Annotated in this window: 17 protein-coding genes; 8 read left to right on the plus strand and 9 right to left on the minus strand. The window is 42.5% G+C overall.

Features of this window, described 5'->3' with window-relative positions:
- Positions 1 to 82: 82 nt before the first annotated feature.
- Positions 83 to 1,423, minus strand: a complete 1,341-nt coding sequence (locus V7K97_RS27095) for a serine hydrolase (RefSeq protein ID WP_334804070.1) — start codon at positions 1,421 to 1,423, stop codon at positions 83 to 85.
- An 84-nt stretch (positions 1,424 to 1,507) separates the two neighbouring features.
- Positions 1,508 to 3,010, minus strand: a complete 1,503-nt coding sequence (gene crtH / locus V7K97_RS27100) for a carotenoid isomerase (RefSeq protein WP_334804071.1) — start codon at positions 3,008 to 3,010, stop codon at positions 1,508 to 1,510.
- Positions 3,011 to 3,472: 462 nt separating this feature from the next.
- Here crtH and upp point away from each other — a divergent pair, with 462 nt between their 5' ends.
- The 3 genes from upp (at position 3,473) to V7K97_RS27115 (ending at position 4,925) form a co-directional block, all read left to right on the plus strand.
- Complete coding sequence (gene upp, locus V7K97_RS27105) at positions 3,473 to 4,123, plus strand: uracil phosphoribosyltransferase (protein WP_334804072.1); 651 nt, start codon at positions 3,473 to 3,475, stop codon at positions 4,121 to 4,123.
- Between the two features lie 77 nt (positions 4,124 to 4,200).
- Positions 4,201 to 4,554, plus strand: coding sequence for a hypothetical protein (locus V7K97_RS27110; RefSeq protein ID WP_334804073.1), 354 nt, complete (start codon positions 4,201 to 4,203; stop codon positions 4,552 to 4,554).
- Between the two features lie 119 nt (positions 4,555 to 4,673).
- On the plus strand, positions 4,674 to 4,925 hold the full coding sequence (locus V7K97_RS27115; RefSeq protein WP_334804074.1) for a YggT family protein: 252 nt from the start codon (positions 4,674 to 4,676) through the stop codon (positions 4,923 to 4,925).
- Between the two features lie 428 nt (positions 4,926 to 5,353).
- Here the strand turns inward: V7K97_RS27115 and V7K97_RS27120 are convergent, their stop codons facing one another.
- Positions 5,354 to 5,785 carry a biotin carboxylase gene (locus V7K97_RS27120; protein ID WP_334804075.1) on the minus strand — a complete coding sequence of 144 codons (432 nt, stop codon included), beginning with the start codon at positions 5,783 to 5,785 and terminating at the stop codon, positions 5,354 to 5,356.
- A 125-nt stretch (positions 5,786 to 5,910) separates the two neighbouring features.
- On the opposite strand from V7K97_RS27120, the gene V7K97_RS27125 reads away from it, so the two are divergent.
- Together V7K97_RS27125 and V7K97_RS27130 are read left to right on the plus strand one after the other, a co-directional pair.
- On the plus strand, positions 5,911 to 6,168 hold the full coding sequence (locus V7K97_RS27125; protein ID WP_334804076.1) for a hypothetical protein: 258 nt from the start codon (positions 5,911 to 5,913) through the stop codon (positions 6,166 to 6,168).
- Positions 6,169 to 6,287: 119 nt separating this feature from the next.
- Positions 6,288 to 6,596 (plus strand): DUF3181 family protein, encoded by a 309-nt coding sequence (locus tag V7K97_RS27130; protein WP_334804077.1) that lies wholly within the window; start codon positions 6,288 to 6,290, stop codon positions 6,594 to 6,596.
- Between the two features lie 15 nt (positions 6,597 to 6,611).
- Here V7K97_RS27130 and V7K97_RS27135 read toward each other — a convergent pair whose 3' ends face one another.
- A complete protein-coding gene (locus V7K97_RS27135) occupies positions 6,612 to 6,854 on the minus strand; it encodes a hypothetical protein (RefSeq protein ID WP_334804078.1) in 243 nt (80 codons plus the stop codon).
- Between the two features lie 23 nt (positions 6,855 to 6,877).
- On the opposite strand from V7K97_RS27135, the gene V7K97_RS27140 reads away from it, so the two are divergent.
- Positions 6,878 to 7,093 carry an acetyltransferase gene (locus tag V7K97_RS27140; protein WP_334804079.1) on the plus strand — a complete coding sequence of 72 codons (216 nt, stop codon included), beginning with the start codon at positions 6,878 to 6,880 and terminating at the stop codon, positions 7,091 to 7,093.
- A gap of 365 nt (positions 7,094 to 7,458) precedes the next feature.
- Here V7K97_RS27140 and V7K97_RS27145 read toward each other — a convergent pair whose 3' ends face one another.
- Together V7K97_RS27145 and cobW are read right to left on the minus strand one after the other, a co-directional pair.
- Positions 7,459 to 7,929, minus strand: coding sequence for an ABA4-like family protein (locus V7K97_RS27145; protein ID WP_334804080.1), 471 nt, complete (start codon positions 7,927 to 7,929; stop codon positions 7,459 to 7,461).
- A gap of 117 nt (positions 7,930 to 8,046) precedes the next feature.
- Positions 8,047 to 9,087 (minus strand): cobalamin biosynthesis protein CobW, encoded by a 1,041-nt coding sequence (cobW, locus tag V7K97_RS27150; protein WP_334804081.1) that lies wholly within the window; start codon positions 9,085 to 9,087, stop codon positions 8,047 to 8,049.
- Positions 9,088 to 9,482: 395 nt separating this feature from the next.
- On the opposite strand from cobW, the gene V7K97_RS27155 reads away from it, so the two are divergent.
- Entirely contained in the window at positions 9,483 to 10,451 is a 969-nt protein-coding gene (locus V7K97_RS27155) for a TauD/TfdA dioxygenase family protein (RefSeq protein ID WP_334804082.1), read from the plus strand.
- Between the two features lie 164 nt (positions 10,452 to 10,615).
- Here V7K97_RS27155 and V7K97_RS27160 read toward each other — a convergent pair whose 3' ends face one another.
- Positions 10,616 to 11,059, minus strand: coding sequence for a TOBE domain-containing protein (locus V7K97_RS27160; RefSeq protein WP_334804083.1), 444 nt, complete (start codon positions 11,057 to 11,059; stop codon positions 10,616 to 10,618).
- A gap of 94 nt (positions 11,060 to 11,153) precedes the next feature.
- Between V7K97_RS27160 and modA the strand changes: the two genes are divergently transcribed.
- Positions 11,154 to 11,951 (plus strand): molybdate ABC transporter substrate-binding protein, encoded by a 798-nt coding sequence (gene modA, locus V7K97_RS27165; protein WP_334804084.1) that lies wholly within the window; start codon positions 11,154 to 11,156, stop codon positions 11,949 to 11,951.
- A 316-nt stretch (positions 11,952 to 12,267) separates the two neighbouring features.
- On the opposite strand, the gene V7K97_RS27170 is transcribed toward modA, so the two are convergent.
- Together V7K97_RS27170 and V7K97_RS27175 are read right to left on the minus strand one after the other, a co-directional pair.
- Entirely contained in the window at positions 12,268 to 12,942 is a 675-nt protein-coding gene (locus V7K97_RS27170; protein WP_334804085.1) for a response regulator transcription factor, read from the minus strand.
- An 80-nt stretch (positions 12,943 to 13,022) separates the two neighbouring features.
- Positions 13,023 to 14,465, minus strand: a complete 1,443-nt coding sequence (locus V7K97_RS27175; protein WP_334804086.1) for a sensor histidine kinase — start codon at positions 14,463 to 14,465, stop codon at positions 13,023 to 13,025.
- Between the last annotated feature and the right edge of the window lie 239 nt (positions 14,466 to 14,704).

Here is a 14,704-nt window from a genome sequence, read left to right on the forward strand (position 1 = left end):
CCCCAACCCCCTCCCCGCAAGCGAGGAGGGGACTATGATGTACCTCATGTGATTAGGAAATGCTACAATACCAACCGCCTTTTTAATACCTCGTAGTACTGTTAGGCGACTCAAGCGTAGCTACAGGATTTGGCTGATTCAAATAATCGTAGACTAATCGGGAAACTTGACGGATAAAGTCTCTCCCCCTGGTGTCCTTATACGGACGGGTGACGAAGATGGCGGCCAAGTAGCGCTTACCATTGGGCATAGTAATAAATCCCGCATCGCCGATGAGAAAACCAATATCTCCGGTTTTGTTAGCGATAACTGCACCTTTCCCCAAACCGGCGGGAAGTAGTGTGTGAATTGTGGTGTGACGCAGAATATCTAAGGCTTGTTCTCGACTCTGTAAAGAAACTAGCTTGTTATTCACAACCAAAGCCAGCACCCGCGCCATATCTTGAGAACTGGTGGTGTTAGTCCCTCTCAAGTCAGCTAAAAGATGACGAATTACTGTGTCTTTCAGTCCCCAACTACGGAAGCGCTGATTTAGTTTCGCCGCTCCACCCAAGCGATCGATAATCATATTAGTGGCGGTATTGTCACTGATAGTAATCATCTTAGTGATGGTTTCCAAAGCCGTGTACTTCTTACCAACTCGTTCATATTGCATAATTCCAGAACCATTGGTAACTAAGTCACGCCGCATGGTAAGTATTTCCTGAAGGGTGACTTTACCAGCATCTAAATCCTGGAAAAAGGCGATGAGAATTGGTAATTTAATCGTACTTGCAGCCGGGAAAACGCGATCGCCTCCAATATCTAAATAATCCCCAGTATCCAAATCCAAGAAAAACATTCCTGTTTTCAGAAAACTGTAGCGACTCATCAAGGCTTTAATTTGAGGTTCCAGCGCTTTCATCGGTGAATGCATCGGAACCACGCCAGCAAACAGAGTGCTATTATCACTCACTGTTGGAGAAATACTCGGAGTGATTTCTAGATATTTCGGCTGGGTTGCAGTCAGTGGTAATGGCTTGGGTAACTGCACAGACCAATGATTAGGCGATTCCTCTTGCAGTTTCACCTGTGCTAAGTCAAAGGTGTAACCTGGTGCTAAAGTAACTACCATGCGGGTAGTCTCTGCGTTAAACTGCTCGATGCGAATATTTTGAATTACTAACCCTACTCTTTGACTAGTTTGTGGATATCCTAGTGTAACTCCAGGCAAATCAATTACCAAACGAGTTGGGTTGGTAAGTAGTTGTACTTTCGGTTGAATATTCTCATCTGTGGTGAAGTCTAGATGATTGCGATTGCTATCAAAATGCCAATTTGCGATCATAGTCGCTTTGACAGGGGAGCCAAACAGCAGCAAGCTTAAGAAACTGGGTAGAAACCAGCTAAATTTTACAATGTTTTCTTTGTGTGTGAGTAGCATTAGCGATCGCTTTGTGTGTGAGGAAGATTCTTAAACGAACAAAAGCCGCCCACCATTAAAGCACAATTATAAAAAGTTCTGTAATCACAATCCTAAATCTACGGCAATGCGGTGGGCACAAGCAAACCCAGAAAAAGCTACTGCATTCAAACCTTGACCTGGAAAGGTACTATCCCCTACACAATAAAGTCCTGGAATAGCTGTGCGATTAAAGGGCATATTTAATAGCCCCCACAACTTCCGCCGAGGAATTGGCCCATAAGTGCCATCTTCACGACCCAAAAAGCGGCGATGGGTGCGAGGTGTCCCCACCTCTAAATAATCTAATCCAGCATCTAAACCTGGAAAAATCTTCTCTAGGCGGTCAATAATTCGCCAAGCTGCCTCTTCTTTCCTCGCTTCATACTCACTCGGAGAAAGTTCTTGCCAATCATCAATCCAGTGAGGTGTGAAAGCATGAATGATGTGATATCCATTAGGTGCCAAATCTCGGTCAAGCAATGTGGGAATCGAAACAAAAACTGTGCCTTCTGCTGCTGTCATCTTTTCCCAGTCTTCTAGCAAAATATGATGGCACTCTGTCCCCGCAGGTAAAACTGACTCATTCACCCCGATATGCAAACTCAAAAAGCTGGGAGATTTTTGATAATTTTGTTGCCATTTTTTCTCATTATCTGGCATCTGATCTACTGGTAGTAATTGTGCAAATGTATCCCAGCGTGTAGCATTAGAAACTATGCGTTTACCCCGATATACTTTACCATCAGCCAGTTGCACACCTACTGCTTTTCCCTGTTCTGTAAGAATTTTCGTGACTCTAGCTTGGTACTGAATCTTACCTCCAGCCTTCTCTAGACCTTCCACCAGTTTTTGGGCAATTTGTCCCACTCCGCCTTTAGGATAGTTAACTCCCCCATAATGCCTGTCAGAAAAGACCATCCCCGCATTAATCATTGGTGTCATGTCTGATGGAACCACCGACCAGCAATAACATTCCATATCGATAAATTTCAATAATTGCGGGTCTTTGATGTAACGCCGCGCCACGTCCCCGGCATTTTGGGGCAGATACTTAATTAAACCGAGACACGCCAAAGGATGCTGGAAAAATACCCGCAGTAGATACCGAGGTTCTTCCAGCGACAGCAAATCCATGCTGTTGAGGCACTTGAATACTTTTTGGCATTCGTCATAAAAGCGACGAATCCCTTGTTCTTCATGGCGGAAATGAGCAGTAAGATTTTGCAAAAATTTTTCATAAACCCGGTCAACCTTCAGGTCTAAACCTTGGGGTAGATGATAGTGAATCTGTATCGGATCTGCGATCGCTTCTTGGCTGACATTTACAGCTGATAATGCACGGGTGAGTAAGTTAGTAGTACCGTTCTGTCCCAGCCCAAAAATCATCGATGCGCCAACATCGAATCGATAGCCTTGGCGTTCAAAATAACCAGCGCTACCACCTGGAATCAAATAACGCTCCAGTACCAGTACTTTCGCTCCCTTCGCCGCTAACTGGGTCGCTGTTACTAATCCACCAATCCCAGAACCAATCACAATCGCATCAATATCTTGCATTTTAGTCATTAGTCATTAGACATCTCCAGAAAAGATTTAGATCCCACACAATTATACGCAAACCTAACCCCCCTTCCCCCCTTCCCTACCAGGGAAGGGGGTTTTTAAAGCCTCTCTCCGCTTGTCTGACGACAGGCTGACGCCAACGGGGAGAGGTTTGGAGAGGGGTCTTTTTCTTTTACGGATAAGTCTATTAGTAATTAGTTATTCTCCCCAATTCCCAATGCCCAAGGCCCAATCAAAAAAAAGAGGGACGAGCCTGCTACTGCTGGCTAATCCCGTCTGCCGATCCTTAAAAGAGAGGAGAACACTTTCTAAGAATATAGCCTTGACTGAGAATTTATGTCAACTACTAATGAAAATATTTATCAATAAAATTGAGAGCGTAAATTTTTAGCTGTCAGCCGGATGCAGGAAAGAGTATTATGGTGTTTCAGTTCTTGTACAATAAAAAGGCGCCTATTTCTGGCTATGACGCTACAATTGCGCGTTTACGTTCCACCCCATCCTCTGATCAAACACTGGCTGGCAGTTGCCCGTGATGCAGGCACACCTTCAGTATTATTTCGCAGTGCCATGACTGAGTTGGGAAGATGGCTAACTTATGAAGCTGCACGAGACTGGTTGCCGACCCAAGAAATATCGGTGCAGAGTCCCTTGGATATCTGTCCAGCAACGGTGATTGATCCGCAAGTGCCGATGGCAGTAGTACCAATTCTGCGGGCTGGACTAGGATTACTTGAGGGAGCGCAGACTTTATTACCATTGGCATCAATTTATCACCTGGGCTTGGCGCGAGACGAAGAGACACTGCAACCTCATTGTTATCTGAACAAGTTACCAGAAAAATTTGACCCCCAAACACGAGTGTTAATTACCGATCCAATGTTGGCAACTGGAGGGTCAATTATGGCGGCGATGGCAGAATTGACACAACGGGGTGCCGACCCATCCCTGACCAGGATTGTTTGTGTAGTGGCGGCTCCACCAGCTTTGCAAAAATTGAGTGAAGCTTATCCAGGTTTAATAGTTTACACCGCTACTATTGACGAAAAACTGAACAGCAAGGGATATATTGTACCGGGATTGGGAGATGCAGGCGATCGCATCTTTGGGACTTAAGCTAGTATGCAGCTAGGGTAGGAGAAAATAGCATAACTACTGTAAAAGTTGCAAGGTTTGTTGAAGGCGGTAAAGATATGAGTCAGCGAGATGGTTTTGGTAGTGGTTTTATAGCAGGGGCGTTTGTTGGTGGTGTATTTGGCGGTGTTATCGGCGCACTGATTGCTTCTCGACGCGATCCCCAATTGCTAGCAGAGGAGGAGACAGAACTGACAGATAGCCAAGCCGAAGCTAAGAGAATAGCAGCAAAGCGTCGTCAGATGAAAGCCTCAGAAAGTGAGAGCATTGGCATAGAAACGGCCAGGCGATCGCTAGAAGATAAAATTGCCCAGCTAAATGCCACAATCGATGAAGTCCGAAATCAGCTGGGAAATGTGAATAGCGGTTCACCCCAAGCAAGCAATGACCGCTCCCTCACTAAAGACTCCTGAAGTTTGTTCAGGCGTGGTGAAAGTGTCAAGTGTAGAATCCGCAAACAGCATGGCATGGACTAAATTAAAATTATAAAGATAAGACCGCGTTTGACACTTAGTAGGAAACCAAAAAATCCATGTACCTTCTGATTAACACCTTGGCTACTTTCATTCAGATTTATACTGTTTTGCTAATTATTCGGGTTCTATTGACCTGGTTCCCAAATATCAACTGGTACAACCAACCATTTACCACTTTGAGCCAGATAACCGATCCTTATCTAAATCTGTTCCGCTCAATCATTCCCCCACTGGGCGGTATGGATTTTTCACCAATGTTAGCTATTATACTGCTTCAAATAGTAGGTGGTGGTCTGCAATCCGTCTGATAACACAGAATTTGCAGTTTACTCCATGTTCAACTAATAAATTTTAGGTCTGGGCTAACAAGCTCAGACTTATTCAGTGTGAATGCTAATAATAATTATGGATCTGCGGGTTAATAGTGTCCCAACCAACCGGGTTTCGACACTTCGACTACGCTCAGTGCATCGCTGTGCTCAACCCTCAGCCGTCGAGAGTTGAGCGCAGTCGAAACTCGGTTTACTGGTACTTTATTTTCACGCAAGTCCCTTATGGATGCAATAGTTTAAAACTGATGCCATATTCTACGATAGAAAAGTTTTAGAATTTATAGAAGAGATTATTGTTTACCGATTCACTCTCTGAAGTGACTATTCGTATTTAACCGCTATTCATCTCGATACTGAATCTTTGGATCAAGTGCGGGACTTGTAGCGGGAAAATTTAAGATTTATTACTTACGTACTTGACCGCTAAAGCCGGCAGCCTTGAACTGCTTTAGCTTCAACGGAGTAGGCTGATTTGCAGGTACAGAAATTCTCAATTCAAAATCGCTAATTCCTGGTGGCACCTCGACAATAGAGCCTAAACGAGTGCGGTTTTGCATCACTGAGTCATTGTTGGCATCATAGATGCGTCCAAAAATATCTGCGTCGTAGACTGTTTTATTAGTGCCATTTTCTGCCTTGCCAATGACAATAAAGCAATTAGCAGCCGCACTACCACTACTGATAACAGCCCCTTGTGCTAGTTCTGGTGGACAATCTTTATAAGATACATCAAATAGTTTAATCTGTGTCAGGGCTAGAGATGGGGGAGCGATCGCCCACGAGAGAAAGGTGATGAGACAAGAAATAAAAACAACTGTGAGTGAGCGCAACTGCATAAAAGACCCCGTAATTTAATTCAATAATTATGTAATCAGCTTACAACATACCCCTACTCCCTATTCTTTAGATGCCCCAAAAAGCTTAGAATGAGTAGGGTGTATTTAATCTGTAACAAATATTTATGCCTCCTCGTTGGCCTCGCAAACCCGATCGCAAAGACCCTGATTACCGCAAGATCGATGACCGGATGAATTTTGCCGTGCATCTGGCGATCGCTGGTACTATTAATTCTGGGTTATGGTTTTTCCATATCTTAAAAGCCACTACCTGGGAGTGGCTGCCGTTATTGACTGCAAGTTGGACAGCAATAGTATTGGTACATCTAATTTATATTGCTGCGATCGCTAACTACAGCGAAACTCCACCCAAATCCACCTGAAGATGGATTACTCATGCTGGGGTGATTGTAACCTCTGGTAGTAGAATTAGGCTGTTAATTGAGCCATAATGTAAAAAAGCCTGAGATTTCGCACTTTTTCTTAATGTAGGGTTATTTTTATGGCTAAGACTAACACCACAGAACTACTAGAAGCCCTAGCAGCTGAAATTGGCGAAAGCGTCTACATAGATGTTGCCAAATGGCATCTTTATTTATCTAATGCCAAACTGCATACAGTTGTTGCCGAGCAACTGTATCCTTTAATTACTTCCAACACTGTTAACGAAGACCGAGTTTTACAAGTCTTGGCATCGATTCCAATAAAAATTGGCGGCGGGAAACGTGAAATTCCTTTAATCGATTTACTACCCCTGCAATGTCAGGTGACTTTAGTAGATATTTTGGAAAAATATCAACGTGATTTCTAATCACTAAAACTAAAATCATCTTAGTTGGACAATTTTATTAATCAGCATTCCCTGATTCGATTTGAGGTTCTGGATTAGGTATCTATTTGCTGTGTCTATATTTATAAAAATTAACTCAACAGATACACACCAATCAATCTCGTGTAATTTATGTGTGGATATCTGATAAAAATTTCCTTTAACAATTAAGGAATCTCCGCGTTCAAAATCGGTTGAGATTTGAGCGAGTTTATCTTGAGACTCGCTTTGAACTTCCATGCAAACTCATTGAGGCAATTTCTATGCTTTTACAAGTCAAAGATAGTGGCGAATTGGTAAAGATTGTTGAAATTCAGGAATTACTTGATCCGAATAGTGATGTTGTTCACGCAAAAGACCAAGAAGGTCAAGAAGAACAGCAAACTAATAGTTTTAAAAAAGAAAATCTTGTTTTTCCTTCAGGTGAAGTTCTACCACGCTGTTGGTTAGATGCTGACTATAGACACGACAACGCTTAATTGATTTTAAAATCAGGTAATTGGTAATATTAGGGTAGCACATCTGTGCTACCCTATCATAAGTAGAGCGGCGTGAATAATTCAGGGTTTGTAGTGTACCCCTTCGGGGATCTTGCTACGCAAAGCGTCTCGTAGAGAGGACTAAAGTCCTCATTTGAGGGATCGAGCCGCTCACTACGAACTGATCTCAAGATTTTTTACATTACTTAATCTACTTTGATTTAGGGACTTCCAAATAAAAAAATGTCCTAAAAACTGACCCAAAAGCCTCTCTATTTCTCCTCTCTCTGTGTTCTCTGTGTCTCTGTGGTTCGTTTCTTTGGATAATTTATTTCTTGGAAGTCCCTTATTCTCGCCTACTTACATTATGACGCAGCTTTTTCTCCTACCGTCACCGCTTCATTCTGCTGAGATTTAGGGAAAAATGTCTTAGTAATCCAGTCAGTCAAGATGTGAGACAGTAACCCCATAGGGCCAGCAAACAAACACAGTGCAAGGGAGTGAATTGTCCAAATACCTGTTTTTTGTCCTTCCCAATAAATCCAGCGCCCGACAAATAAATCCATCACTAAAAAATGAATCCAACCTGTTGCAGCAGCCGTTTCATCTGTAAAAAAACGCGCAATATCGGCTAATTGGGGATTCGATAAAGCTTGGGCATTTTCTGGCGTAATGCTGTTGATAAACAAATACACATACGCCCCAGCTAACAGCACAAAGGGCAAATATGATGACATTATCTGCCGTGTAACTTTCCAATTTGGTAATAAAATCATCAACGCCCAAAAAGGCAACACGAAAAGGTTTGCGAAGTTAAAAAGTTGAGAGATCGTCATACTTTTGTAAAGTGAAGAATTTTCAGTTATTGTTTTGAATTAACTAGTTATTCATAACTCATAACTCTCAAGAAATAGATCCCCGACTTCTCAAACAAGTTGGGGATCTGGGTATACTTATAAAGCTACAAGTTGTGATTCGATTTCTGAAGACTTCAAATCACGACCGATGAAAACTAAGCGCGTTTGCCGGGACTCTTCGGGTTTCCAAGGGCGATCGTAAAATTTATCAAATCGGCTTCCCACGCCTTGCATCACTAAGCGCATAGATTTATTTGGCACTGCCACAAAGCCTTTAATTCGGTAAATTTCTTGTTCTTGTACCAATATTTCCAACTGCTGTTGCAGCTTTTCTGGGTCAAAGGTACGATCCAAAATTAAATTAGTTGAGGTAATTTCTTCGTCGTGGTTGTGGTCTTCTTCGGTATCGTGATGACTGGGACGAGAATCTAAATTGTCTTCCACTGCGGCTTGGAATCCTAATAATATAGATGCATCAATTTGAGAACAATCGCTCTCGACAATCTTCACCACTCTGGGCAACTCTTGCTTAATCAATTCCTCAACTCTAGCTTTTGTCTCGCCATCTACCAAGTCAATTTTATTTAACACCACTAAGTCTGCACAAGCAAGTTGGTCTTCAAACAGTTCTTGCAAGGGTGTTTCGTGTTCTAGATTATCATCTGCTTGGCGCTGGGCTGCGATCGCCTCTGGATCGCTAGCAAATGTCCCCGCCGCTACCGCCGCACAATCTACCACGGTAATCACCGCATCCACAGTAGCGGCGTTGCGAATTTCTTGCCAGCGAAAAGCCTTCACTAGGGGTTTTGGTAAGGCTAAACCAGAGGTTTCAATCAAAATGCAGTCGATGCTATCTCGCCGCTTGATTAACTCTTGCATCGTCGGGTAAAATTCTTCCTGTACGGTGCAGCATAAGCAGCCGTTGGTTAATTCAAAGATATTAGTGTCGCCCTCACCATCTTCTGGGCAAATTTGACAGGATTTTAACAATTCGCCATCAATACCGAGTTCGCCAAATTCATTGACTATAACCGCAATGCGGCGTCCTTGGTTGTTTTGTAGCAGGTGGCGAATTAGGCTGGTTTTTCCACTACCTAAGAAGCCTGTGATCACTGTGACAGGAATTTTTGTTGCCATTATTTAATCAATTGTGCTTGTTTCTATTTTCCATGATTACTGACTAGATTATGAATCTGGGTTTATCGTAAATTCAAGGGTTTAAGACCCCAACCATTACACGTAGTATCAGTTGAGTTGGGGTTTAAATCCCCGACTCCAACTGTCTTTAGATGGATCATTTGAAAAACCACATCTGTCGTAGGGGCAATTCATGAATTGCCCCTACTTCCCGTTGTTCTGGCAGTCTAAAATATGTTGACTATATACTACGGCATATCAATCAAGTTATAGTATTATAGTTTTTAACAGCGATCGCTTCCTTTGGTATGTAGCCATTAAATGCAAGCAACATATCTAAAGTAAACGAACGAGTGCGAACACCGCCCTGTAGGTCAAACTATGGAGAATTCATTATGAGCAACAAACACATTGAAGTTAAACAGGTAGCTGGTTTTATCGGTGCTGAAATTAGCGGCATAGACCTGTCGCGTCCTTTGCACGATGATGCAGTCAAAGAAATTCGTCAAGCACTATTGAAGTGGAAAGTCGTGTTCTTTCGTGGTCAAAACATCGATCATGCGGCACAGATTGCGTTCACGGCTCGTTTCGGCGAAGTGACTTATGCACATCCCCACGAAGATGAGCCAATTGAAGGCTTCTCGCAAATTCTGCCCATTGACCGTAGCCGCTACGAACGGCGCAATGGTCTACGCCGTTCCAGCTATGAGAGTCGCTGGCATACCGATGTGACAGCAGTTGTCAACCCACCTGCGGCATCAATTTTGCGTGCGGTTAATGTTCCCAGTTTCGGTGGTGACACACAGTGGACAAATCTAGTCGCAGCCTACGAGGGTCTGTCAGCACCCCTGCGGGCGCTAGCAGATACATTGAAAGCCGAACATCGCTTCAATGCGCGTTTGAATCTGCCCAACGAGAGCAGGATTGCCCAGCGCATCGCAGCCAATCCACTAGTCTCAATCCACCCAGTAGTAAGGGTTCATCCTGAAACTGGTGAACGCGCCTTGTACGTGAACCCTGGTTTTACCTCGCATATTCTTGACGTATCACGACAAGAGAGCGATCTGCTGCTTGAATTGTTCTTCTACCAGATCACCAAGCCCGCCTACACCACCCGCTTCCGTTGGAACAACGGTGACATTGCATTCTGGGACAACCGCGCCACCTCACATTTAGCCCCTCAAGACTTGGATCATCTGGAAGTCGAGCGTGTGCTTTATCGCACTACCATCACCGGGGATGTTCCAGTCGGCCCCGATGGTTTCCGATCGCAAGTAGTTGAAGGTGAGGCGTTCAATAGCGAATTACCAACCATCTTGAAGAACAAAACCGAGAAGTTGGAAGCACAACCAGTGCTTTCCTAAGCTACAGAGTGGTAAGCAAGGGCTACGAAATATGTCTGTAGCCCGGTTTACCCAGATAAATTTCTTTGCGTACCATTAAGAAATTTGTACGGCAATCTGGAATCATTTCGTGAGAAAAATTTGATCCTTTTTCTTGAGTAATTGTTCAGAGACTTCGCCACAGTCTATTCTCTGGCAATAACTATATCGTTGGACTTAATCACGGCATAAGCCTCTTTCCCCTCAGACAAATCCAACTCTTCTACAGATACTCTGGTGATAATTGAAGTTAACTCAACTTTGTGAACAATCTCTAGCGTTACCTCACTATTAACGGCTCCGGTAACAACTCGCTTGACAACACCCTTGAGAATATTACGAGAGCTAACCTTGAGTGGTTTCTTTTGAACACTAATTTCTATCTCAGGCTGTTGAGTGTAGATATCTTCCTTTTCTGTGTTTATAGTTGGTAGCAAGTTTGATGATAAAGAGTATTGATTAAGACCACGCACCAGTTCCCGAAGAATCTCAGTCTTGGTTCGGTGAGACTGGCCGCAAAATTCTTCCAAAATCTTTCGCTCCTCTTCTGAGGTTTGGAATGTAACCCACCCTTGTTCTTTTCTAGGCATAGCTTTACCGATAAAGTTGGGAAAATCTTGGTATTATTGGTACTATTTTATCTAGCATCAATTTTATGAAAGAAACCTCTCAAACGCCTTTTCTATGAAAAGAAGACAAATTTTTGGCTTCCTGGGTGTAGCGGTTGCTGGCTTGCTGCTAGCAATTGGTTTACCATTGGTTAGTCCTTCTCCTGTAATAGCACAGTCAAACACCAACATCCTCGTGTCCGCAGCCGCCAGCTTAAAAGAAGCGCTGGAAGAAATTAAGCCTTTGTACCAACAAAGTAAATCAGATATCAATATTAGTTATAACTTTGGGGCTTCTGGTGCATTGCAGCAACAGATTGAGCAAGGTGCGCCAGCAGACATCTTTATTTCTGCTGGCAAAAAGCAAATGGATGCCTTGGAAGAAAAAGGACTCTTGCTACCTGGTAGCCGTACTAACTTGGCAAATAACCGTCTAGTCTTGATTGTGGCTCAGGATGTTGTTGGCATCACTAGCTTCTACGATTTAACAGATAGTAAGATAAAAAAAATTGCGATCGGTGAACCCAGAAGTGTACCCGCCGGTCAATATGGTGAGCAAGTCTTAAAGAAATTGAAACTTTATGATCGGGTGAAGTCAAAATTGGTCTTTGCTAACAATGTCCGTCAAGTTTTGGCAGCAGTAGAAAGTGGTAATGCCGAAGCAGGTTTAGTTTATGCCACTGATGCCAAAATTTCCAACAAGGTAAAAGTCGTAGTCGCGGCTGATGATAAGTTTCACTCGCCAATTGTCTATCCAGTAGCAATAATTAAAAGCAGTAAAAATACTTCTGCTGCTAAGGAATTTGTGCAGTTTCTATCTGGCAGTCAAGCCAAAACTGTACTCAGAAAATATGGGTTTATTGTGCGTGAATAATTAAAGCTTTGTAGTAAGCGACTCCATCCCTATATTATAGCGGTTCCCAATTGCATGGAATACAGACCTAACAAGAACAGCCCCTTCCCTTCTAGCGTTGGGGAGTAAGATTCAAAGCCTCTCTCCTTTTAGGAGAGAGGAATGGAAGTGAGGTCAAAACTGTACTGCACCCAAGCGAGAACCGCTATAAAGGGTGGAGCCGCTTAAGTTTTCTGAGATTTGGTAGGATATTCCGGTGGATAGTTACTGTGATTTTGACCAACTGCCAACAGTTATTGTTCACTCTACTGTTCCCTTCTCAGAGTTTTAAGTAAGATTACTCCCGGAGTGCATAGCCTACACCACGGACGGTATGAATCAAACGTTTTTCATTATTTTCTTCTAACTTGATTCGCAAATAACGAATATAAACTTCAATAATATTAGAATCACCCATGAAGTCGTAACCCCAAACTTTCTCTAAAATTTGGTCTCTAGTAAAAACTTGACGGGGATGTGAAAGGAGATATTCTAATAAGTCAAACTCTTTTGCTGTTAACTCAATGCTTCGTTTCGCCCGAAAGACTTCACGAGTACGGCGATTTAAGCTTAAATCTTCAAATTGCAACAAATCCTCGTCTGTTTCTTGGGTGCGGCGGAGATGAGCGCGAATTCTAGCTAGTAGTTCTTCGATGCTGAAGGGTTTAACTACATAATCATCGGCTCCTGCATCTAATCCTGCCACGCGATCGCTCACTTCATCTTTTGCTGTCAACAAAATCACAGGTACTGTACTACCTGTTGCTCGCAAACGGCGACAAATTTCCAAGCCTGTTAAGCCTGGTAGCATCCAATCCAGAATCGCTAAATCTGGTGATGAATCTCGCGCTAAAGTCAAACCAGCGATGCCATCATGGGCTACACTTACTCGGTATCCTTCGCTACTAAGTTCTAATTCGACAAATCGCGCCAGTTTGACTTCATCTTCCACCAAAAGAATGTGTGCTGTCATATTTTCGGGATCTTGCGGGTAATGTGAGAATTGCAACCCGCAGATCCCCGACTTCTTTTAGAAGTCGGGGATCTTCTTTCTTACGAATGATTCAGGATTGCGATATATGTGGGTAAACTGATTATAAACGTACTCCCTTCCCCCAACTTGGATTGTACACTGACACTACCTCCCATACCTTCTACAAGTGTCTTGACAATGGATAAACCCAAACCACAACCCCCAGTAGTCTGAGAGCGGGATTCATCAACGCGATAAAATCTTTCAAATATCCGTGCTTGCTGTTGCAAAGGAATGCCATAACCTTGATCGCAAACTTGAATAATTGCCTTGTCTTGAAGCTGATTTAAGTTAAAAATTATGGGTGTATCAGCTTCGGAATACTTAACCGCATTATCAATTAAATTTAATAACACTTGTTTCAGGCGACTGTAGTCTGCTTTTACCTCAATTGGGTAAATTTTTGACTCGATTGTAATTGTGCGATCGCTATATTTTTCTGCCATCATGACAACTTCTTCAACCAAGTCATTCAGCACATAAGATTTCATTTGAAAGTATAAGTAACCGCTATCTGCTCGTGCTAAATCAAGTAAATCTTGTAGCAACCGGATAGTACGTTCCGCTTCCGAGGCCGCAGTTTCTAAAGCTTCTTGTTGAGTTGGAGTTAAGTTATTCTGCCTTCGTAATACGCTTTGCAAGTAACCATGTACAATTGTCAAAGGTGTGCGTAATTCGTGAGAAACATTACTCACAAATTCTCGCTCTTGCTCCCATGATTGGGAAAGACGCGATAACAGCATAGTTAAGGTTTGAGCTAGTTCTTTAACTTCACTGGGTGCATTATCTAGATATAGCTGTGCTTGTCCTAAATCTTCAGCCGAAATCACAGAAGCCATTTGATTTAGCTGGCGCAGAGGTTGCAGAGAACGTTTGATATAGAATGCGATCGCAGCAGTTAAAACAATAATTGCCAAAATACTAGTAATAGCTAAACTCTGTACCATTACCACAAACATTCTCTGTTCGCGGGTAATATCCTTAACTACGAATAACTCACCCATTAACTTCCCCTGCACTCGCACAGAACTACCACATAAAACAAAGTATCTTTCATTTACTTTGTAAACTTGTGGTTTAATCGGCATTTTAGTCAGGGACATTAACTCATCTACCGTAGTATCAGATAATAAATCTAAAGTCGTAGATTTGACTAGAACCTTATTATCAGGACTTTTTAGCCACAATAATGTGTTGGTATTTGACAAATTATTAATAGCCTTTTGCAATCCAGTTTCAGGTTGCATCATTTCACTATAAATTTGCACATCTTGCGGCAACCGCTTGGCAATTTGCTCTATATTATATTTATGACTATCAACTAAAATTTGCTGCATTTTCCAACTAGTCCATGTAGCGAGGCTACCTAATACCAAAGCTGAAAATGCGCCAATACCAACTGTGAGGCGTGACTGTAAGGAAAATGGATCTATATTTATCCCAACTTTGATAACTTGCTTCACTGTTATGGTTACGCTTCAGGTGTTTAATAAGACTTGATAAAAAATAAAACTGCTAAATACAAAGTTACTATCAACCGCTACATCTTTAGTTCTAGCTGATTTGAACTTACCTCTGTTGCATACCGACAGTGAAAATTACAGCCATTCCCAAAAGATTGCTAAATATTTTTATTTCATTGTCTTCTCAACTCCGCAAATACTTGTCTAATTAATAATCTAAATGCATTTACTAGTAATTA

The sequence above is a fragment of the Nostoc sp. genome, assembly GCF_036917815.1.
Lineage (GTDB): Bacteria > Cyanobacteriota > Cyanobacteriia > Cyanobacteriales > Nostocaceae > Nostoc.

Excerpts from the sequence above, each read along its gene's own strand:
- V7K97_RS27095 (WP_334804070.1), bottom strand. The coding sequence starts at position 1,423 with ATGCTACTCACACACAAAGAAAACATTGTAAAATTTAGCTGGTTTCTA.
- crtH (WP_334804071.1), bottom strand. The coding sequence starts at position 3,010 with ATGACTAAAATGCAAGATATTGATGCGATTGTGATTGGTTCTGGGATT.
- upp (WP_334804072.1), top strand. The coding sequence starts at position 3,473 with ATGACGCTACAATTGCGCGTTTACGTTCCACCCCATCCTCTGATCAAA.
- V7K97_RS27110 (WP_334804073.1), top strand. The coding sequence starts at position 4,201 with ATGAGTCAGCGAGATGGTTTTGGTAGTGGTTTTATAGCAGGGGCGTTT.
- V7K97_RS27115 (WP_334804074.1), top strand. The coding sequence starts at position 4,674 with ATGTACCTTCTGATTAACACCTTGGCTACTTTCATTCAGATTTATACT.
- V7K97_RS27120 (WP_334804075.1), bottom strand. The coding sequence starts at position 5,785 with ATGCAGTTGCGCTCACTCACAGTTGTTTTTATTTCTTGTCTCATCACC.
- V7K97_RS27125 (WP_334804076.1), top strand. The coding sequence starts at position 5,911 with ATGCCTCCTCGTTGGCCTCGCAAACCCGATCGCAAAGACCCTGATTAC.
- V7K97_RS27130 (WP_334804077.1), top strand. The coding sequence starts at position 6,288 with ATGGCTAAGACTAACACCACAGAACTACTAGAAGCCCTAGCAGCTGAA.
- V7K97_RS27135 (WP_334804078.1), bottom strand. The coding sequence starts at position 6,854 with ATGGAAGTTCAAAGCGAGTCTCAAGATAAACTCGCTCAAATCTCAACC.
- V7K97_RS27140 (WP_334804079.1), top strand. The coding sequence starts at position 6,878 with ATGCTTTTACAAGTCAAAGATAGTGGCGAATTGGTAAAGATTGTTGAA.
- V7K97_RS27145 (WP_334804080.1), bottom strand. The coding sequence starts at position 7,929 with ATGACGATCTCTCAACTTTTTAACTTCGCAAACCTTTTCGTGTTGCCT.
- cobW (WP_334804081.1), bottom strand. The coding sequence starts at position 9,087 with ATGGCAACAAAAATTCCTGTCACAGTGATCACAGGCTTCTTAGGTAGT.
- V7K97_RS27155 (WP_334804082.1), top strand. The coding sequence starts at position 9,483 with ATGAGCAACAAACACATTGAAGTTAAACAGGTAGCTGGTTTTATCGGT.
- V7K97_RS27160 (WP_334804083.1), bottom strand. The coding sequence starts at position 11,059 with ATGCCTAGAAAAGAACAAGGGTGGGTTACATTCCAAACCTCAGAAGAG.
- modA (WP_334804084.1), top strand. The coding sequence starts at position 11,154 with ATGAAAAGAAGACAAATTTTTGGCTTCCTGGGTGTAGCGGTTGCTGGC.
- V7K97_RS27170 (WP_334804085.1), bottom strand. The coding sequence starts at position 12,942 with ATGACAGCACACATTCTTTTGGTGGAAGATGAAGTCAAACTGGCGCGA.